The following is a 19428-nucleotide window of genomic DNA, read 5'->3' as shown; positions in this document are numbered from 1 at the left end:
ACAAAGAGTGGGCGGTCAGTGCTCTCATTCAACACGGCTTTTCGATCCGGGTGCGCAGGGTTTCGGCGATCACTTTCGCCAATGCCGATTGATCAAATGGCTTGGGCAAGCGCGTCAGTGTGGTTTTGAGGTTCAGGGATATCTCTGCAAATCCAGACGAAAGAATGATGGGAATCTTGGGGTACAGCGCCTCGATGTTGCCGGCCAGCTCAATCCCCGTCATATCCGGCATTGCCATGTCCGTAATGACCAAGTCAAAGCGCGTGCCTTGCGCCAGGAACGCCAACGCAGCGTGCCCGTCTGCCGCCGCCACAACATGATGGCCCAGATCTTCAAGCATGGCTCCCGTGCTGATCAGCACCAGCGGGTCGTCGTCTACCAGCAGAATCTCGAGGCTTTGCTGATGGGAGGCAGCTGGCGTGTTTGCAGTGGATGCCACCGCCGCAGACTGCGTGGTATCCATCACCGCCACCGGTAACCAAAGTTCTGCGGTTGTGCCCTCTCCTTCCTTGCTCTTCAGCACAAAGTGGCCCTGTGACTGTGCTGCCAGGCCATGAACCATCGAAAGGCCGAGCCCCGTGCCTTTTCCCGCGCCCTTGGTGGTGAAGAACGGCTCCATGGCCCGCTGCAAGGTCGCGTCATTCATTCCGGGGCCGGTGTCGATGACAGCGATGCAAATCAGCCTTTCCGAGTCATCCGGCCTGCCGGGAAACGAATCCTCCCTCGCCGAAATCAGAATCCTGCCCCGGCCTTCCATGGCGTCCCGGGCGTTGATCACCAGGTTCATGACGGCCATTTCCAGTTGGCTCATGTCGACCAGCACCGGCCGCAGGATCAGTGGGAACTGTGTGTCGACGCTGATGCCTGCGCCTAACATGCGGGACAGCAGGTCTGACATGTTTCTGATCAGATCACCCACATCCACTGGCTGCGGATCAAGCTCCTGGCGACGGGCAAAGGCCAGCATCCGCTGAGTCAGCGTCGCACCGCGCTGGGCGCCGGCGATGGCATTATTCAGTAATGAGTAGGTTCTGGAGTCCTGAGGGACACGCTTCTTGGCGAGTTCGAGGCTCCCCAGAATCACCATGAGGAGGTTGTTGAAGTCATGGGCGATACCGCCGGTGAGCTGCCCCAGAGACTCCATTTTCTGGGCCTGGAATAACGCCTCCCGGGTTTCCTTGATCTCCTGTTGAGCCTGAACGCTCTCGGTAACGTCCCGGGTAATTTTCGCGAAACCCACGAGCTCGCCCTGTTCATTCTTTATCGGGTCGATAACGACATGGGCCAGGAATCCCGTGCCGTCTTTGCGCAGGCGCCAACCCTGCCCTTCATACCGGCCTTCCCGGATAACCGTTTCAAGGGCGCGCTGCGGGACCTTGTTGTCTGCATCCTCACGCTGGAAAAACAGGGAGTAGTGTTTACCGATGACTTCTGCCGGTTCATATCCCTTGATGCGCTGGGCACCGGCGTTCCAGGTGGTGATCACGCCGTTGGGGTCGAGCATATAGAGCGCGTAGTCGGTAACGCCTTGCACCAGCAGGCTGAATTGCTGCTCGCTCTGACGCAGGGCCTGCTCCGCAGCCTTGCGCTCGGTCAGGTCCCGTGTGACTTTGGCGAAGCCAATCAGCGTGCCATCGTCGGCGCGTATCGGGTCGATAATGACCAGCGCCCACAGACGCGTGCCATCTTTCCTGATGCGCCAGCCTTCGCCCTCGAAGCGGCCTGACTGTTCGGCGCTTTTGAGCGCTCGGGCGGGCAAGTCCGAGGCCAGATCTTCCGGGGTGTAAAACAGCGAAAAATGCCTGCCCAGCACTTCACTCTGTTCGTACTGCTTGATCTTCTTCGCCCCCGAGTTCCAGCTACGAATCAACCCGTTCGTATCCAGCATGTAGATGGCGTAGTCGACTACTGCGTCGACGAGCAGTCGATACCGGTCGTCCTGATTGAACGACCCTTGTACGGGTTGGGATGGCATCAGGAAAGTCTCGGGACAAATGAGTGGCTTGAACCCTCAGTATGTCTAAAAAATTCCGCTGCCAACCAGTTTATTCATCTGAACGCCCTTTTTGAGTCAAACACCGCCGTTGCGAGCAAAGCGCGGAATCTGCAACCCCAGGCTTTCCCGCAGCGTCGTTCCTTCATACGCCGTGCGATACACGCCACGCGCCTGCAACAACGGGATGACCTCCTGGGTGAATCGGTTGAACTGCTCCGGATGGCCGATGTAGATGTTAAAACCATCCACCGCACGGGCTTCAAACCAGTCAGCCATTTTCCGCGCAACGGTCTCCGCCGACCCGACAAATGCCCCCGGGCGCAACTGCCGTCCAAACTCCACCGCCTGGCGCAACGTAAAGCCTTTGTCCCGGGCCTGGTCAGCAATCCGTTTGGCCGCCGTGAAAAAACTGCTGCGGGCAGCCTCCAGGCTTTCCTGCGGAAACGGAGCATCCAGGTCGTACTGGCTGAAATCATGCCAGCCAAAATTACGCCCAAACTCCTTCAGCGCCAGCTCAAAACTGTGATCGGCCTGATGGTAGTGCTGTTCGATTTCACGGGCATGCTCATCAGTGTCGCCCACGTAAATCTCGGCGCCGGGCATCACCAGCAATTGCTCCGGATCACGGCCATGTTGCAGCGCCCTGCCCTTGATATCCCGGTAGAACGCCTGGCCCTGCTCGATGCTGGCCGCGTGGGTGAAGATCACATCGGCGGTGGCGGCGCCGAGGTCGCGGCCTTGTTCCGAATCGCCGGCCTGGAAGATCACCGGTTGGCCTTGGGGTGAGCGCTGGATATTCAGCGGCCCGACTACCGAAAAGTGCTCACCTTTGTGGTTCAGGCTATGGAGTTTGCTCGGGTCGAGAAATTGGCCGGTGGCGCGGTCACGCACGAAAGCCTCTTCCTCATAGGAGTTCCACAGCCCCTGCACCACCTGGACGTGTTCGGCTGCCCGGCCATAGCGGGTGTCGTAGTCATAATGTTCGTCGCGACTGTAGTTGCCGGCGGTACCGGCGTCGCCACTGGTGACCACATTCCAGCCAGCGCGGCCTTTGCTGATCAGGTCGAGTGAGGCCAGGCGCCGCGCAACGTTATAGGGCGAGTTGTAAGAGGTGGTCAGCGTGCCGACCAAGCCCAGATGCCGGGTACTCACGGCCAGTGCCGACAACAATGTCAGCGGCTCCAGCCGATTCAGGTAGTGGGATGGCGAGCCCGGGGTGATGAATTGGCTGTCGACGATAAATATCAAGTCGAACAATGCCGCCTCGGCCTGGCGTGCGATGTCGATGTACCAGTCGACGTTGACGCTGGCATCGGCCGGCAGTTGAGGATCGAGCCATAGATTGTGGCGGCCGGGCCCGCCGCAGCCCATGGTCAGGGCGCCCAGTTTGAGCTGTCTTTTTTGGGTCATGTCTGACGTATTCCTTGAAGCGTTCAGGGCTGAATTTTGGCGACGGCAGGCTGCAAGGACGCCGCGAAGGAGTCGTCGAACAGCTTGGCTGCCGGGTAAGACTTGACCAGTCCCTGGCTTGCAAAAAAGTCCACGGTCTTTTGCGCCTCAACAGGCGATTGGGCCGTCACCGGTTCAACCGTCGTACGTGCCCGGGCAAACCAGGCGCGGGCAATGTCGGCATCTGCGCGGGTGCGCTTGGCCCAGGCATCGGCATAGGCGTCAGCGTTGGCCGGGCTTTGGCGAGTCCAATCGCGGGCTTTTTTCAGGCGTTGGAGAAAATCACTGATTTGCGCACGTTTGCCGTCGACGGCCTGGGTGCTGGCAGCGATGAAGCTCTGGGCCGGGATCAGCCCTTCAGCGGTCGCCAGTACTCGCGCACCTTGGCGTTCCTGTTGGGTGACGTAGGGTTCCCAGGTGGCGATGACGTCAACGGAACCGCCTTCCAGCGCGTGGGAGGCATCCAGCGCGCTGAGGTAACGCAATTCCAGGGAGTCTTTTGGCACGCCCGCTTTATCCAGGGCGGTCAGCAGCAGTTGCTGGCTCCAGGAGCCTTTCCAGATGGCGGCGCGCTTGCCTTTCAGATCCGCAAGGCTGTGGATCGAGGAGTCCTTTTTCACCAGGATGGCTACGCCCTCGAGGTTTTGCTGGCTGATGGCAATCACCTTGATCGGCGCACCCAGCGCACCCATGAACAGCACGGGCGCATCACCGAGCAAGCCGATATCGAGGCTGTTGGAATTGAGGGCTTCCGCCACCGGAGACCCGGCGGTGAACTGCTTCCATTCAAGGGTATAGGGCAGATCCTCCAGCACCCCCGCTGCTTCCATCACGGCCTGGGCGTTGTAGCTTTGGTCTCCGACCACCAGCGTTTGCGCGTTCGCGGTCAGGCACAGCAGTGTGGCGGCCAACCCGGCCGCCAGTTTTTTCAGGTAACGCACGTTCGTCTCCAGATGCCTTCTCAAGCATTTAAAGTCGATCCGCGCGTGCGGTCTCGGCAGTGTTTATAGGTAATCCAGCTTGCCTATACGATGAAGCCCTGGATGCTGCGTGTAAAATACTGATTACGCATAACCTAATTCGATAAAAATGCAAATAATGCATTTATCGGCGACAGTCGGGAAATCAGTCAGGCCGCCAGTGTTCGCCTTTTACGTTGCCGATTCCCTTGTAGCCACCGTACCCGTCAGGTACCCAGCCGCCACCGGCATTGTCGCCAGTGCCGATAAAGCCACCCTTGCCATCGGATTCAAGCCCACGGCCACGGTTTTTCCCCGTGCCGATGTACCCGCCACGGCCATCGGATTCGTAGCCACGCTTGCGGTTTTCCCCCGTCCCCTCATAGCCACCCTTGCCATCGGACCTCCAGCTACCGCCCAAGGCGGTGTCTTCACCGCGGAAATAGCCCTTGCCGTCAGACTTGTAGTCTTCGCCATAGGCGGCGCCGTGCCCCTTGTAGCCACCCGCGCCATCCGGGCTAAACCTTTTGCCCAGGTTGTTGCCGGTGCCGGTGAGGCCGCCGTCATCGGCCGGGACAAAGCCTCTTCCAATATTGGTGCCAGTGCCCTTCAGCGACCCGTCTTTTTGCAGTTCGTAGTCGCCGCCCAGATTTCCCCCGGTGCCCCTTAGCCCGCCGTGGCCATCGGCTTCGTAAACGTTACCGGCGTTAGTACCGGTGCCAATGAAACCTTCAGCCGCCTGGGTTGAGGCGCCAAGACCCAACAAAAGAACGGTGAGCAGAATGCGAGAAGCTTTTTTCATGGTGAATCGACGTCCCTTTCGAGGTTAAAACGCGTTTATCAAGCGGGCACTTTAACTTCATACAGGTCATTCGCGGTAAGCCTCTATGCTTGATACCACCTGCGCAGATAGTCCCGAACCTCACCGAACCCCGCCCGATAAAGATTCCCTCTATTGGCGGTTACCGCAATCTTGAATTAACGTTCAATCCACCTGACCAACGCGACGTTACCCCAGTCAACCCGCGTCCTTCATGGGCCGGCCTGATGCACCGCCACTCATTGCTCAACCAAACAGTTAACCCGCTGATTAATCAGAGTAAATATGAAAGAGCAGCCTCGGCAGCTTGCATCGGCACCGCAACCAGTGGCGCATATACGCGCCCTTTTTCGACAACCACACCTTATGGCTCCCTTGAGTCTGCTGTGCATCGCCCTCGCGGGTTGTACGGTCGGGCCGGATTTCACGCGGCCCGATGTGCCGGCGAATGCCGATTACTCACGAGAGAAACTCTCTGCCACCGCCAAGGCCGATATCGACGCCGGCGGCGCCGCACAGCGGCTGATTGCCGGGATGGATATTCCCGGGCAATGGTGGACGCTGTTCCGCTCCCCGGCATTGAACGCGCTGGTGGAAGAAGCGTTACGTGCCAACCCGGATGTCACCGCGGCCCAGGCGGCGTTGCGCCAGGCTAATGAACTGGTCTATGCCGACCAGGCGTCGCTCTTCCCTTCCGTCAGCGGCAATGTGCAGAAGGCCCGCGAGAAAGTCTCAGGCGTCACCTCGGGCATACCGGAGTCGCCGATTCTCACGGTGAGCTCGGCGTCGCTGAGTGTGTCCTATGCGCCGGACGTGTTCGGCGGTACGCGCCGGCAAATCGAATCCACCTCGGCCCAGGCCGAGTACGAGCGCTTCCAGCTGGAGGCGACGTATCTCACATTGACCTCCAACGTGGTCAATACGGCGGTCAGTCTGGCGTCGATACGCGATCAAGTCGCCGCCACCGAAGAAATCATCAGGATCCAGAGCGGCCAGCTCGACCTCCTGCAGGCGCAGCGCCGGCTGGGGGCCATCGGCGACACCGACGTGCTCACGCAGCAGACCGCACTGGCGCAAACCCGTGCCAGCCTGCCGCCCCTGCAAAAGCAATTGGCGCAGACTCGCAACCAGTTGATGGCCTACCTCGGCCGGTTTCCCAACCAGGACCGGGATGAGCGCTTCAACCTGGCCTCCCTGCACCTGCCGGAAGAACTGCCACTCAGCCTGCCTTCGGCCATCGTCGGCCAGCGGCCGGATGTGCGTTCTGCCCAGGCGCAACTGCATCAGGCCAGTGCGAACATTGGTGTCGCCGTGGCCAATCAGTTGCCCCAGTTCAGCATTACCGGGTCGGTGGGCTCCACGGTGGCCAGCGGGACTAAATTGTTTTCGGCGGGCAGTGGCGTCTGGAGCCTGGCCGGGTCGATCACCCAACCGATCTTTGATGCCGGCGCACTGGAACATCGTAAACGCGCCGCTGTGGCGGCCTATGACGAGTCGGCAGCGCGCTACCGTGGCACGGTGATTGGCGCGTTCCAGGACGTGGCCAACGCGCTGCGGGCGCTGGAGGCCGACGCCGACGCACTCAACCAGCAGGTGGTGGCCGAGCGCTCTGCCCAAGCCAACCTGGACCTGGTGCAGGCGCAGTTCAAGCTCGGTGCCGTGGCCTATATCAACCTGCTTACGGCCCAGCAAACCTACCAGAACACCGTGCTGGCCCGCGTCAAGGCCCAGGCTTCCCGTTACAGCGATACCACGGCGCTCTTCCAGGCATTGGGTGGCGGGTGGTGGAACCGAACCGATGTGGACCCTGCCACCAAGGGCCGGCCTGATCGCTTCGGCCTGCCGTCGTGGAACGAGATCATGCCGGCCAAAAACAAGGCAGTGCCTGCCGATTCGGCACGGTTCGACTGAACTGAAATCTGAAACAGCGAGAACACCCATGGCTGACGTCATTACTGCCTCTCCCCTGCCACCCGAGCCCGGCACACCGCGCAAGCGTCGACTGTGGCGGCCGATGCTCATCATGATCGTGGTGGTGCTGGTGATTGTGGCGATTATTGCCGGAGTGAAGTTCGTGCAGATTTCGGCGCTGATCGCCCAGTCGAAAATGCCCAGGCCCGCCTCCGTGGTCACGGCCATGAAGGTGCCGTTCAGCGATTGGCAACCGAATGTCAGCGCCGTAGGATCGATGAAGGCGGTCAGAGGGGTGGATGTGACCACTGAAGTGGGCGGCATCGTGCGCACCATCGGCTTTACGCCGGGGCAAGAGGTGGCGGCGCAAGCGCTGCTGGTGCAGTTGAATGCCGACTCGGACATCGCGCAACTGCATTCCCTGGAGGCTACGGCTGATCTGGCGGTGATCGTCCTCAAGCGTGACAAGGCGCAACTGGCGGTCAACGCCATCTCCCAGGCACAAGTGGACACTGACACCGCCGACCTGAAAGCCAAGCTCGCTGCCGCCGAACAACAGCGCGCGCTGGTGGCGAAAAAGACCATTCGTGCACCGTTTGCCGGGCGCATCGGGATCACCAGCGTCAACCCGGGCCAATACCTCAACCCCGGCGACAAGATCGCCACCCTGCAGACCTTCGATCCGATCTACATCGACTTCACGGTGCCCCAGACCCAACTGGAGGCAATCGCCATCGGCCAGGGGGTTTCAGTGACGGCCGACGGCCTGTCCAATCAAACCTTCACCGGCAAGGTCAGCACCATCGACACCCAGTTCGACTCGACCACGCGCAACGTCACGGTGGAAGCGACCGTCGACAACCCCAAACAAAGTCTCGTGCCCGGGATGTTTGCCCGCGCCGTGGTCAACTCCGGTGCGACGCAGCGCTACCTCACCGTTCCGCAGACATCGGTGACCTACAACCCCTACGGCACCACGGTGTTCATCGCCACATCGAGCAAGGACGACAAGGGTGAGGAAGTCCTGACGGCGCAACAAACCTTTATCAAGACCGGGCCAACCCGGGGCGATCAGGTGGCGATCCTGTCGGGCGTGAAGGAAGGCGACTTGCTGATCACCAGCGGCCAGATGAAGCTCAAGAATGGCTCGCCGGTGAAGGTCGATAACAGCGCTGCGCCGCTGAACGATCCTGCGCCGACTCCCCAAGAACACTAAAGGTGTCCCATGAAGCTTACCGATACCTTTATTCAGCGGCCGGTCTGGGCGATTGTGGTTTCGCTGTTCATCCTGATCCTGGGGCTGCGCTCGATCTTCGAATTGCCGGTGAACCAATGGCCGCGCACCGAAAATACGGTGGTCACCATCACCACCGCTTACTACGGCGCGGACGCGTCCACGGTGGCCGGCTTTATCACCCAGCCGCTTGAGTCGGCTATCGCCCAGGCCCAGGGCATCGACTACCTGTCTTCAACGAGCATCACCGGTGTCTCGACAATTACCGCCACACTGCGGTTGAACTACGACGCCAGCAAGGCACTTACCGAGATCAATACCCAGGTCAACTCGGTCAAGAACCAACTGCCGGCACAGTCCCAGGAGCCGGTGCTGACGGTGGCGGTCGGGCAGACCACTGACGCCATGTACCTGGGTTTCTACAGCGACACACTGGCCACCAATAACATCACCGATTACCTGGTGCGGGTGGTCAAGCCCAAGCTGGACTCGATCCAGGGCGTGCAAACCGCAGAAATCCTCGGCGGGCGCCAGTTCGCCCTGCGCGCCTGGATGGACCCGGACAAACTCGCCGCACATAACGTGACCGCCCAGGACGTGTCCACCGCCTTGGCTAACAACAACTACCTGTCTGCGGTCGGCTCCACCCGCGGGCAAACGGTGACGGTCGACCTGACGGCCGGAACCGATTTGCACACGGTGGATGAATTCAAGCGGCTGGTGATTAAACAGAAAGGCGATGCCCTGGTGTACCTGGAGGACGTGGCCACCGTCACCCTCGGCGCTGAAAGCTACGACAGCAGCGTGGCGTTTTCCGGCAAGCGTTCGGTGTTCATCGGCATCAAGACAGCGCCGACTGCAAACATCCTGACGGTGGCCGACAGCGTGCGTGAGGCCTTCCCCGAGCTGCAATCCCAATTGCCCACCGGGGTACGCGGCGAGATCGTGTATGACTCCACGGCGTTCATCAACACCTCGATCTATGAGGTGGTGAAGACCCTGGTCGAGGCCATGATCATTGTGTCGGTGGTGATCTACCTGTTCCTCGGCTCGTTCCGCGCGGTGATCGTGCCGCTGGTGGCGATCCCGCTGTCCCTGGTCGGGACCTTCTTCATCATGTACCTGCTGGGGTACTCGATTAACCTGCTGACCCTGCTCGCCCTGGTATTGGCGATCGGTCTGGTGGTGGACGACGCGATTATCGTGGTGGAAAACGTCGACCGGCATATCAAGGAGGAAGGCAAAGGCGTGCTCGAGGCTGCGCTGGTCGCAGCGCGGGAACTGGGTGGTCCGATCGTTGCGATGACCGTAGTGCTGATCGCCGCGTACGTGCCTATCGGGCTGCGCAGCGGACTTACCGGTGCGCTGTTCAAGGAGTTCTGCTTCTCGCTGGCGGGTGCCGTGACTGTATCGGCCGTGGTGGCGTTGACGCTTTCGCCGATGATGACTTCCCGGCTGTTCAAGACCGGGCAGGAAGAAGGTCGTTTCGCCCGCAAGCTCGATCAGTACTTTGACTGGTTGCGGGGTCGTTACCACCGCGTGCTCTCAGGGGGCCTGAACGTGTGGCCGGTGCTGGTGACGTTTGGCTTTGTGCTGTTCCTGCTGGTGGCCGCCAGCGGCATGACCGCCAAAAGCGAACTGTCGCCCACCGAGGACCAGGGGCTGGTGTTCATGCAGATCAAAGGCCCGCCCACCGCCTCGCCGCAGCAGATGGAGCGGATTGCCGACCAGGCGTTCCAGATTGCCAACAAAGAGCCTGAATACGCGCAGATGTTCCAGTTGACCGGGCTGCCCATCCTCAACCAGGGCCTGGGCGGTGTGCTGCTGAAAAACTGGGGCGACCGCTCGCGCTCCCAAGCTGAACTGATATTGGAACTCCAGCAGAAATGGAACCAGGTACCCGGCGCCACCATCGCGGCCTTCCCGCTGCCATCGCTGCCGGGCGCCCAAGGCTTGCCGGTACAGTTCGTGATCACCACCACCGACTCGGTGGAAAACCTCAACGAAGTCGCACAGGCCGTGGTGGCCGAGGCACAGAAACAACAGCTGTTCTATTTCTCCGACATGGACCTGAAACTCGACAAGCCACAAGCCAAGCTGGTGGTGGACCGGGAAAAAATCGCCGCACTGGGCATGACCCAGGCCGACGTCGGTGCGGCGCTGTCCGCTGCACTCGGTGGCAACTACGTGAACTACTTCTCCACTGCCGGGCGCTCGTACAAAGTCATTCCCCAGGTGTTGCAGGTTGACCGGCTCAACCCGGACCAGATTCTCGATTACTACATCCGCACCCCATCCGGCAGCATGATCCAGGCGCGCACCGTGGCGCACATCGAAACCTCAACCCAGCCGGAATCCATCAACCACTTCCAGCAACTCAACTCGGCGACCCTGTCGGGTGTGAGTGGCGTGGCCCAAGGCGAACTGCTGGCGAAATTGAACACCATCCTCACCAACGTCGCACCCTCGGGCTACACCTCGGACTTTTCCGGCGAGTCGCGCCAGTTCATGCAGGAGTCCGGCGGGTTCTTCGGCTTGCTGATGTTCTCGATCCTGATCGTGTACCTGGCCCTGGCGTTTCAGTTCGAGAGCTTCCGCGACCCGGTGGTGATCCTGTTCTCGGTGCCCCCTGCACTCTTCGGCGCGCTGGCGTTTATCACCATGGGGTTTGCCTCGATCAACGTGTACACCCAGGTGGGGCTGGTGACGTTGCTGGGGTTGATCACCAAGCACGGGATCCTGATCGTGCAGTTCGCCAATGAGCTGCAGCGCGCCGGTCACAGCAAGCGTGAGGCCATAGAAGAAGCTGCCGGCGTGCGTCTGCGGCCGATCCTGATGACCACTGCGGCCATGGTGCTGGGCGTGGTGCCGCTGGTGTGGGCCTCCGGTGCCGGAGCTGCGGGACGGCATGACATGGGCCTGGTGATCTTTGCCGGGTTGTCGATCGGTACCGTGCTGACGCTGTTCATGGTGCCGGCGATGTATATGTTTATTGGTTCAACGCACCATCAGGAGGTTGAACGGCCGGTCCCTGGCCAGGATGAGGAGCCAGGCGTGGTTACTGATAGATAATGGTGTAAGTCGCCACAGCGTTGGCTGAACCTGCTGTCACCGTGGCGGCCGTTTGCAAATAACGCGCGCTCAACGGGATGTTCAACGCCGTGGTGCCAGCGGCCAGCGGAAGGTTCAGCAACTGATTCTGGGACAGCGCCCAAGGCGCGCCTGAAGCATCAAGCACCTGTAGACCGACACCCGTCGCCGGGTCTGCACCCGCCGACAGGCTCAACACACCATGGGTGGCATCAATCGGTGTGTCGACCGGGTCCAACCGTAGGCTGAGGGTATTGGGCACGAGGGTGCCCGCACTGATGACCGCCGATTGCGAGCTTGTCGGGATCGAACTGGTGTTGCCGTAATAGCCTGGAAACCCCGGGCAACCCGTCAGGCTGATCATGAAGTTCACCGGCGTGCTGGCCGAACCTATCCCGCTGAACGACGCAATCTTGTTGGTGCCCATGGGTACGTTAACGTCCGAGGTCATGCAGGTCAGGGCGACGATGTTGATGCTGCCGGTCAGCCCCACTTTGTTGGCGACAGAGGTAGGGCTATTGGGAACAGAGAAATCCTGTTCCAGCGTACCCAGCGAACTGCCGCTGATGGTGCCCGTTCCCACTGGCCCGGTCTTTATCAGCACTATCCCGGTTGCTGGCGCAATCTTGAGGCCGGATATGAAACAGTCGGCGCTTCCCGACAATGCGCAGCCATTTGGAATCGCTGCCCTGACGGCAGCAGTTTGCACCGATGTTCCGTTAACCCAGGCGACACCAATGCCCGCTACGCCTGTTTGATAGACGAAGCTGGCGTAAGGTCCCGCGCTGTAACCGGTATTGGCCAACGTGCTCTTCAGCGTCAAAAGAGTGTTCAAGGTTGCCGCTCCACCGGTACTGAGACACTTGAAATCGGCGCCTGCACCGCTCTGATTGAAGTTCTGCTGAAAGAGCACTGTGCCCACTGGCGCATCCCTCGGCACACTGAGGGAGCTGATCTGCAATGCGGTCGTGCCTACAAACCCCTTGTTGCCATTGATGTAGACACAATTGATCGCTTGGGCCGACTGCGCAAGGCCACACAACAGCAGAGCGGCGATCAGGGAATAAAGCACCTTCATGGAATTACCTCTGCACGTATAGTTGACTGAAGACTGCATCGCTGCATTCGCCGCGTACCTCATGACCCAGCACTCAGGCACAGCGCGTTGCCCTTCAATATCTGACCCTGCTCTTTAAGGGCCGGCACTTTCAGCGTGCAGGTCTGACCGCTCTCTTTACCCCAATTGACCAGCAGGCTTTGTGTGCCGTCCTTGATACGTGCATACAGTTGCCCGCCCTGCCCTACAGTGCCTACCGGGTTACCTGCGTCATCCACTACGGTGGCACCGAACGGCAACGGACTCTGGTCCTTCAAGCGCACGTTCAACAACAAGGCCGTCCCGTGCACCGTGGCGAAGTCCACCGCTACCACGGCACCCGCCCGGGGGGCGATCTTCTGGCTGGTTTCGCTCAGCTCGACGTCCTGGGATATACCGTCTGGGTCGATTGCGATCTCGTTCAACTGATACGGCTGCAAATAGTTGATCACCGCCGAACCGTTGCCATCGAGGCGAAGGCCTGGATAACCCACCACCTTCGCGCCGGCCGCACCAGGCGCGCTGATCACCGCCATGGTTTCACCGGTGTAAGGCGTCAACGTCACACCTTTTGGATGGACCACAATCGTGCCGCCACCACCCAGGGACAGGCTGCTGTAGCCATCGCCTTCGCTGAGGGAACCGTTGACCCGGGCTTTGGAGCCCAGGTATTGGCCGCTGACCGAGGTGTCGGTCGACTGGCTCGCGCCATCACGGTCTGCCGTCAGGCTGTAGCCGTATTGCTGATCTTCACCGGCACTGCCGCTCACGCTCGCCTGCTGGCTGTAGTTACCCTGGCTGTCGCGCGCCAAACGGCCCGAGAACTGCGGTGTATTGCTTGAGGACCCGAACCCGATCGGCATGCTCACGGTAAACAATTCAGTGGTTTGCATCTCGGCCAGGCCGGAGCGGCTGCGACTGAGGTTGAAGCCCAGGCTTACCCGCCCGATCTGTGTGCTGTAGCCCATCTGGTACTGGATATCCTGGCCCGGCTGGTTCCAGTAGTTCTCGGTAAACCCGCTCAACGATAAATGCCCCAGTTGGCCAGGCTTTGGTCGAGGGACAGGGTCAGGCGACTGCGCGGTTGGCCAAACTGGCTGGTGTCGGTACCGTTCTGTTCCGCATCCCTGAACAGCACGGCGTTGTTGAAATCGAAGTAACCGCTGGTGGAAAAACGATAAGCCGCCAGGGAGAAGTTGCTGCCGGTGCTTTGGACATTCTCACTGAAAGACACGCGCAGGCTCTGCCCCTGCTGGTCACCGGAGCGCAGTTCGGTCTGGGCATGGGTCACGTCAACCCCGAAGGCGCCGATGGGTGTGCCAAATGCAATACCGCCCAGCACCGACAGGTAACCATCGCTGGCCTGGCCACCGGTATAACCGGTCAGCGAGTTGGCCAGGCCGTACTGGTAAGTGCCTTGCAGCAGCTCAACCTGTTTACTGATGTAGTTATTGCGGGTTTCACCGGCTGTCACGCTGAAACGTGAGGTGCCAGGACGCAGCAACTGGTTGACCGAGGCGTAAGGCACGATGAAGCTTTGCTGGGTACCGTCGGCTTCCAGCACGTTCACTTGCAGGTCGCCGCCATAGCCGGTGGCATACAAGTCATCGATGACAAAGGCGCCGGGCGCCACCGTGGTCTGCAGCAAGACATTGCCGCCCTGGCTGATGGTGACCCGCGCGTTGGTGCGAGCGATACCGCGCACCACGGGCGCATAACCGCGCAGCGCATCCGGCAGCATGCGGTCATCGGTCGCCACCTCGACGCCACGGTAGGCCAGTGTGTCGAAGATCTCGCCGCTGGTGTTAGCTTCGCCTACCGTCAGCTGGCTTTTCAAGCCTGTCAGGTCGCGTTGGGCAAAGGTGTTGATTTCCTGGTATTTGCTGCCAGTCAGGCTGTCCCAATTGAACGAACCATTGTGCCGCAACCGCCAGTCACCCACGTTCAGCCCCGCGTTCAAGCCGAGATATGCAGAATCGTCAGTGCCTGAAAGGGTTTTGTTGTGGTTGGCGTTGAAGTCATAGCTGAGCATCCCTGCGGTCACCCCGCGGTCACCCCGCGGTCCCATAATTCTGGGCTGACGTACCCTCGGGCGTTACGCCGCAAGGCCGCCTGCGGAATGCTGAAGTCCAGTTGCTGCGTGTCGGTGGAAAACAGCGCCGTGGCACCGTCAATCAGCTCATTGATGACCGGGCACGGGTCAGTCGCCAGCTTGGCAGTTGCCGTCGGCGACAGGGCTTCTACGTTTACGCCCATCAGCTCCAGCATCCGGGTGTCGACACAGACCCTGGGGTTCCTGCCCTTGGCGTCGGACACGATACGGATATCCTGACGCATGCTCAGGTTCGAGTTCACCAGAATGTCGGCACGGTACGTACCCGACATCACCGGGTTCCCGCTCTGGAACAGCGTCAGGTCAATTCCGCTCGAGCCTGCCGGAAGAAAAGAGTTATCGAACTGCACGTCTTCAGCCATGGCGTAAGGCATCAACAATGCACTGACAATCAGTAAAGTTCGGCGACCCCAAACCGGCAAATCGCTGGCGTGGGCGCAAGCGATTTCCGTCCGGCGCGCGCGCAGAAGAGACAGCGTAGTCATAAATTACCCGGACGACGGAGGGTGAAAAACGATTAAGGCCTGATAGGCCTAAGGCATGAGGGATTCGTGGGTAGGAACCAGAGCGCCGTAATCATTGATGGCGCTGTATTCAACTTTGGCGCCGGGCGCCGGCATCGACTTCAGGCCGGGCAAGGCAAAGATATGGGTTTCACCGGGCGCAATCATCCCCGCCTCACTCAGTATTCGCTGGCCGCCGTTAACCAGCACCAGGTCACTTTGTGAAACGTAAAACGCCGTTGGGTTATAGGCCTGCAGCCCATAGGTACCATTGGGTTGCGCAACAACCTTCCACTGCAGCGCCTCGATGGCCGCTGACGGTGTGCCAGGTAAATTCGCTGGCCGATAAAACACTTTGATTCGCGAGCGAAAGGCCATTTGCAGCATGTTTTGATCGCTGGTGGCCTTGACCGGAATTTCCAGCACATTGAGCCAGAACACAGACTCCTTGTCTGAAGCCAGCGCAGTACCGGTAAACATCAGGCGCAGGCTCTGCCCCTTGTCAGCATCAACCCGGGAGACCGGTGGCGAAATCACAAATGGCGCTGAAGAATTGCTTGGGGTGGACGCGGGATCACCGCTATCAATCCACGACTGAACCAGTACGGGCTTGGTGCCGTTGTTGTTAATCTTGACGGTGACTTCCTTTTTATCCGCCGGAAAAATCACACGGGTGCCGGTGATGACGACCGAAGACATCGCCTGGGAACAACCAAGCAAGGTCGCCATCATTACGAAGTAACGACACCAGGCTTTTTTACGCTGCATATCATTCTCTCCCGACATCGTCGGCGCATCTTCCAAGCCCTGGAAGATGCGCTGACCGCGCAGCTTTTACTGATAGTTGATCGAGTAGGTAACCGAACCCACGACAGTACCGGCGGTGGTTGCCGCGCTGGCAACGTACTGAACGGCGTACGGCAGCACGGCAGTGGCGCCGGTCACAGCGGTACGTGCAGTGTTGGCGGTTTGGCTGGTATCACCGGCCTTGATCACAGCACCATTGGAGTCGAGCAACTGCAGTTGCACGCCAGTCGCATTACCGGTGTTGCGGATGTTCTGGGTGGTCGGGTCGACGCCCGCGCCGGCTTCAAATATCGCAGCGGCGGTCGCAATAGTGCCCTGGCAGCCGCTCAGGTTAATGGTGAAGTTGGTGGCACCAACAGTCGCCCCCGCGCTTGCCAGCGACGCAATCGAGAACGTCGGAAGCGTTACGGTGCCCACATTGCTCGTGCCATTGACCGACGTGGTGCAGGTTTGAGCCGTCAGTTGGCCACTGAAGTTGATAGTGCCATCGGAGGCTTGTGCAGCAGACATCACGAATGCGGAAGTCGCCGCTGCAAGAACGAGGTAAGTACGGTTCATAAGTTGCCTCAAAATCATTAGTTGGATAAATGCCTGGCAGGCCACTCGCAATTGCAATATGGCGGTGCGTTGTGCACAGAGTGAATGATGTTTCTTTTGGTGAAACCCTTCAAATTGAAAGGTCCTGCAACAGCCTCGGAAATTTCCTACCAGAGTTAAGACTCTTCCGAAGGCTTGAACTTTCAATTCGTATAAGTGCAGCCAAACGGCTCTTTGGTTGAAATGGATATATCAAAGACTTGATCAGCGGTATCGCTCTCAAGTCCTTGTGGGTTTTAGTTATAGGCGATGGAATAGGTAACCGAGCCCACGACGCTGCCCGGCGCAATAACATCGTTGGCGATGTACTGGACGCCGTAAGTCATCACGCCACCGTTGCTGGCGAGATTGGTAATGGCCGGGGTACGCGGTTGTCCCGGGTCACCGGCCTTGATCACATCGCCGCCGGAATCAAGCAACTGGAGCTGCACGCCGGTGGCACCACCGGTGTTAATAATGTTCCGGGTGGTGGGATCGACGCCTGGGCCGCTCTCAAAGTAAGTGGACGCCGTCTTGCCAATCACACTATTGCCCGTCAAACCTTGTACAAAGTCCTGGATGGAATTACCGGTGCCGCATGCACTCAACCCAATGGTGAACTGGGTTCTGCCGGCGGTAGCGCCTACGGCGCCGAGGGCCGTGATGCCCAGTGTCGGCAGCGTGACGGTGCCCATGTTGCTGCCACCGTTCACACTGACGGTACACGTCTGCCCAATCAGTTGGCCTTTGAAGTTAACGGTGCCATCGCCTGCCTGTGCAGCCGGTATCACGAAGGTCGACGTCAGCGCTGCGAGCGCGAAGATGCGGTATGTGCGCGTCATAAGTTGCCTCGAAAGGTTAAAACATCGTTGATCGAAATGCTCGGCGAACCGTTCACTGCTTCGCTGTGACTGCGCACCTTGCATGCAGTGAATAATGTTTTTTCCGGCCAACCCCTTCAACGTTAAAGGTCCCTTTGCAATTAGGGAAAATTCCGACTGAAGCAATGACATTTCCAGTACCGTTAGTATTTGTCGTGATACACCTGTAACTAAACAGACACCCGCTGCTTGCCGTAAACCTCATGCAACTCGACCTTGTCGATAAAGCCCATTACTTGCTTGATGGCCTCTCGGTCCGGCAGGCAAGGCAACTCAAAGCGCATCGACGATGATGACGACTCGATAGTGGAAAGCACCTGCAGCGTATTGCCCTGGTAAACCAGTAAATGTTTGATTGCCGGCGAACTTCGTACTAGCTGCTCAAGCACTTCGCCTGCGTTTTCCAGCACAACCTGATGAATAATCAGCAGGTCAAACGGGCATAACGCGTTATCCAGTATCACCAATAAATCCCGGAATGATGTCAGCGGGGCAACACGACTGTAGCCAAGTCCCGACAGGTTCTTTTCTATGCTGACTAACCTGGATTGTTCTTCGTCAACTAACAAGACACGCAACTTTGGATTCACCATGAAACACCCTTCTTGGCCCACGAGAAAACTGAACACCCAGTAAGCATTCAGCCGCATTGATGGCCTGTATTCAGACGTTGTTGATCGACGCGCGCTGCGAGTCCAGCCACAACAGCAGCCGATTGGCGCTCATAGGCCGCGCACAGAGATAACCTTGAGCGTGCACACAGCCCAGCTTGATCAATGACTGGCGCTGCTTTTCGGTTTCGACACCCTCCACCACCACCGACATGTTCAGCGCCTCACCCAGCGCGAGGGTGCTGCTGACAATGGCGCGATTGGCGGCGTTAGTATCGAGGTCCTGAACGAAACCGCCGTCGAGTTTTATCTCGGTAAAGGGCAGCTGGCACAGGCGCTCCAACGATGAGAACCCCACGCCAAAATCGTCGATGGACAATCCGGCGCCCATCATCCGCAAACGGATCAGGCTCTCCAGCACCGCCGGGGAAGTTTCGAGCAAACCGCTTTCGGTAATTTCAAAGGTCAGGCAGGACGCCGGTACCTGATAGCGTTCAATCAACAGATTAATGCCGGTGACCAATTGCGGATTGCTGAACTGCTCTGCCTGCAGATTGAATGCAAGGTTCAATTGGCGCCCGGTTGCCAGGACTTCCTGCCACACCATCAAGCCCTGTTCAAAGAGCGCGAAAAACAGATCGTCCATCAAATAGAAGCTGTTTAACAACGGCAAAAAGTCGCCAGGCGACAACAAGCCATAGCTTGGGTTGTCCCACCGAGCCAAGGCTTCCAGGCTGTCGACCGCACCAGTGACCAGATTGAATTTTGGTTGAAAAAACGCCTTGAACTCATTATCCAGAATCGCTCTTTTCAATTCGGACTGAGTAAACCACTTCAAATTGATCGAGTTGGAAACGTCGGTCCTGCGCACGGCAACCGACTCCAGGAAAGCACCGACCATCGGGCCCAACTCACTGGCGCGCACGGGCGTATCGACATACCCCAACACTTTCACGCCGTGCATCGACAGCATCCGGTCCAAGGCCCCGTGCAAGTTCGCCGGGTACACACTGCAAATGATCAGTGCCTTCAGGAAGCCGCCACGGCTGAGGTCCTCGATCACAGACAGGCCCTGGGTGCATTGCAGTTTCAAGCTGCACAACACGATATCCACCGGGCCCGTACGTGCCAGCATCTCCAGCGCGGCAGCCCCGTCAGCCACCGCCGCCACGTCTTCACAACCGAGATCCTGAAAAACGCGGGTGGCGATAAGTCGTTTGAAAGGCTGTTCTTCGATTACCAGAACGCGTATCGGTAGGAAAGACATGGCGGCTTTTACACAGGTGGTGGGGACAGGTAAATTATTGCGCCCCGCCCCCGCCGTGTATTTAGGATTGCTCCTAATGGCCTTTGGAAAAAACCTACACGCTCAATGGAAATTT

15 protein-coding genes and 1 pseudogene are annotated in these 19428 nt (G+C 59.1%); 3 read left to right on the top strand and 13 right to left on the bottom strand.

Translation table 11 applies throughout. The features are described 5' to 3' along the window. Window positions 1–28: 28 nt before the first annotated feature. The 4 genes from BLU46_RS32440 to BLU46_RS32425 all read right to left on the bottom strand — a co-directional run bounded on the left by BLU46_RS32440 (window position 29) and on the right by BLU46_RS32425 (window position 5206). Window positions 29–1975: a hybrid sensor histidine kinase/response regulator gene (locus BLU46_RS32440; protein WP_093209956.1), complete on the bottom strand. Its 1947-nt coding sequence runs from the start codon at window positions 1973–1975 to the stop codon at window positions 29–31. A 96-nt stretch (window positions 1976–2071) separates the two neighbouring features. Continuing rightward, the gene (locus BLU46_RS32435; RefSeq protein WP_093209954.1) at window positions 2072–3406 is read right to left on the bottom strand and encodes an LLM class flavin-dependent oxidoreductase; all 1335 of its coding nucleotides are present in this window, start codon (window positions 3404–3406) and stop codon (window positions 2072–2074) included. Window positions 3407–3429: 23 nt separating this feature from the next. Then, window positions 3430–4386: an ABC transporter substrate-binding protein gene (locus tag BLU46_RS32430; protein WP_063030181.1), complete on the bottom strand. Its 957-nt coding sequence runs from the start codon at window positions 4384–4386 to the stop codon at window positions 3430–3432. A 184-nt stretch (window positions 4387–4570) separates the two neighbouring features. After that, window positions 4571–5206 (bottom strand): hypothetical protein, encoded by a 636-nt coding sequence (locus BLU46_RS32425; RefSeq protein WP_093209952.1) that lies wholly within the window; start codon window positions 5204–5206, stop codon window positions 4571–4573. A 384-nt stretch (window positions 5207–5590) separates the two neighbouring features. Between BLU46_RS32425 and BLU46_RS32420 the strand changes: the two genes are divergently transcribed. The 3 genes from BLU46_RS32420 to BLU46_RS32410 are packed head-to-tail and all read left to right on the top strand — an operon-like array spanning window position 5591 to window position 11441. Then, window positions 5591–7135, top strand: coding sequence for an efflux transporter outer membrane subunit (locus tag BLU46_RS32420; RefSeq protein WP_157721324.1), 1545 nt, complete (start codon window positions 5591–5593; stop codon window positions 7133–7135). A gap of 28 nt (window positions 7136–7163) precedes the next feature. Further along, entirely contained in the window at window positions 7164–8351 is a 1188-nt protein-coding gene (locus BLU46_RS32415; protein ID WP_093209950.1) for an efflux RND transporter periplasmic adaptor subunit, read from the top strand. Window positions 8352–8360: 9 nt separating this feature from the next. Next, window positions 8361–11441, top strand: a complete 3081-nt coding sequence (locus BLU46_RS32410; protein ID WP_093209948.1) for an efflux RND transporter permease subunit — start codon at window positions 8361–8363, stop codon at window positions 11439–11441. On the opposite strand, the gene BLU46_RS32405 is transcribed toward BLU46_RS32410, so the two are convergent. The 9 genes and pseudogenes from BLU46_RS32405 to BLU46_RS32375 all read right to left on the bottom strand — a co-directional run bounded on the left by BLU46_RS32405 (window position 11428) and on the right by BLU46_RS32375 (window position 19313). Further along, window positions 11428–12537, bottom strand: coding sequence for a fimbrial protein (locus BLU46_RS32405; RefSeq protein ID WP_093209946.1), 1110 nt, complete (start codon window positions 12535–12537; stop codon window positions 11428–11430). The genes BLU46_RS32410 and BLU46_RS32405 overlap by 14 nt on opposite strands. A gap of 59 nt (window positions 12538–12596) precedes the next feature. Further along, entirely contained in the window at window positions 12597–12794 is a 198-nt protein-coding gene (locus tag BLU46_RS33340) for a FimD/PapC C-terminal domain-containing protein (RefSeq protein ID WP_231988911.1), read from the bottom strand. 138 nt (window positions 12795–12932) lie between these two features. Beyond that, a pseudogene (locus tag BLU46_RS32400) lies at window positions 12933–14587 on the bottom strand (fimbria/pilus outer membrane usher protein); the annotation flags it as partial. Between the two features lie 8 nt (window positions 14588–14595). After that, window positions 14596–15153 (bottom strand): FimD/PapC N-terminal domain-containing protein, encoded by a 558-nt coding sequence (locus BLU46_RS33335; RefSeq protein WP_231988847.1) that lies wholly within the window; start codon window positions 15151–15153, stop codon window positions 14596–14598. Between the two features lie 48 nt (window positions 15154–15201). Continuing rightward, entirely contained in the window at window positions 15202–15939 is a 738-nt protein-coding gene (locus BLU46_RS32395) for a fimbrial biogenesis chaperone (protein WP_063030190.1), read from the bottom strand. 66 nt (window positions 15940–16005) lie between these two features. Then, the gene (locus BLU46_RS32390; protein WP_063030192.1) at window positions 16006–16536 is read right to left on the bottom strand and encodes a fimbrial protein; all 531 of its coding nucleotides are present in this window, start codon (window positions 16534–16536) and stop codon (window positions 16006–16008) included. A gap of 275 nt (window positions 16537–16811) precedes the next feature. Next, the gene (locus BLU46_RS32385; protein WP_093209944.1) at window positions 16812–17396 is read right to left on the bottom strand and encodes a fimbrial protein; all 585 of its coding nucleotides are present in this window, start codon (window positions 17394–17396) and stop codon (window positions 16812–16814) included. Between the two features lie 209 nt (window positions 17397–17605). Further along, window positions 17606–18085, bottom strand: a complete 480-nt coding sequence (locus tag BLU46_RS32380; RefSeq protein ID WP_231988846.1) for a histidine kinase — start codon at window positions 18083–18085, stop codon at window positions 17606–17608. A 13-nt stretch (window positions 18086–18098) separates the two neighbouring features. Further along, the gene (locus tag BLU46_RS32375) at window positions 18099–19313 is read right to left on the bottom strand and encodes an EAL domain-containing response regulator (protein ID WP_093209941.1); all 1215 of its coding nucleotides are present in this window, start codon (window positions 19311–19313) and stop codon (window positions 18099–18101) included. Window positions 19314–19428 lie beyond the last annotated feature (115 nt).

The sequence above is a fragment of the Pseudomonas yamanorum genome (assembly GCF_900105735.1).
In the GTDB taxonomy this organism is placed as follows: Bacteria; Pseudomonadota; Gammaproteobacteria; order Pseudomonadales; family Pseudomonadaceae; genus Aquipseudomonas; species Aquipseudomonas yamanorum.
Note: the sequence above shows the minus strand (reverse complement) of the source record. Positions and strands in the feature narration are given on the sequence as shown.

Coding starts and splice junctions, on each gene's coding strand:
- BLU46_RS32375 (WP_093209941.1), bottom strand. CDS start 19,313: ATGTCTTTCCTACCGATACGCGTTCTGGTAATCGAAGAACAGCCTTTC.
- BLU46_RS32435 (WP_093209954.1), bottom strand. CDS start 3,406: ATGACCCAAAAAAGACAGCTCAAACTGGGCGCCCTGACCATGGGCTGC.
- BLU46_RS33335 (WP_231988847.1), bottom strand. CDS start 15,153: ATGACTACGCTGTCTCTTCTGCGCGCGCGCCGGACGGAAATCGCTTGC.
- BLU46_RS32440 (WP_093209956.1), bottom strand. CDS start 1,975: ATGCCATCCCAACCCGTACAAGGGTCGTTCAATCAGGACGACCGGTAT.
- BLU46_RS32395 (WP_063030190.1), bottom strand. CDS start 15,939: ATGCAGCGTAAAAAAGCCTGGTGTCGTTACTTCGTAATGATGGCGACC.
- BLU46_RS32380 (WP_231988846.1), bottom strand. CDS start 18,085: ATGCGGCTGAATGCTTACTGGGTGTTCAGTTTTCTCGTGGGCCAAGAA.
- BLU46_RS32425 (WP_093209952.1), bottom strand. CDS start 5,206: ATGAAAAAAGCTTCTCGCATTCTGCTCACCGTTCTTTTGTTGGGTCTT.
- BLU46_RS32420 (WP_157721324.1), top strand. CDS start 5,591: ATGGCTCCCTTGAGTCTGCTGTGCATCGCCCTCGCGGGTTGTACGGTC.
- BLU46_RS32410 (WP_093209948.1), top strand. CDS start 8,361: ATGAAGCTTACCGATACCTTTATTCAGCGGCCGGTCTGGGCGATTGTG.
- BLU46_RS32390 (WP_063030192.1), bottom strand. CDS start 16,536: ATGAACCGTACTTACCTCGTTCTTGCAGCGGCGACTTCCGCATTCGTG.
- BLU46_RS32385 (WP_093209944.1), bottom strand. CDS start 17,396: ATGACGCGCACATACCGCATCTTCGCGCTCGCAGCGCTGACGTCGACC.
- BLU46_RS32415 (WP_093209950.1), top strand. CDS start 7,164: ATGGCTGACGTCATTACTGCCTCTCCCCTGCCACCCGAGCCCGGCACA.
- BLU46_RS32405 (WP_093209946.1), bottom strand. CDS start 12,537: ATGAAGGTGCTTTATTCCCTGATCGCCGCTCTGCTGTTGTGTGGCCTT.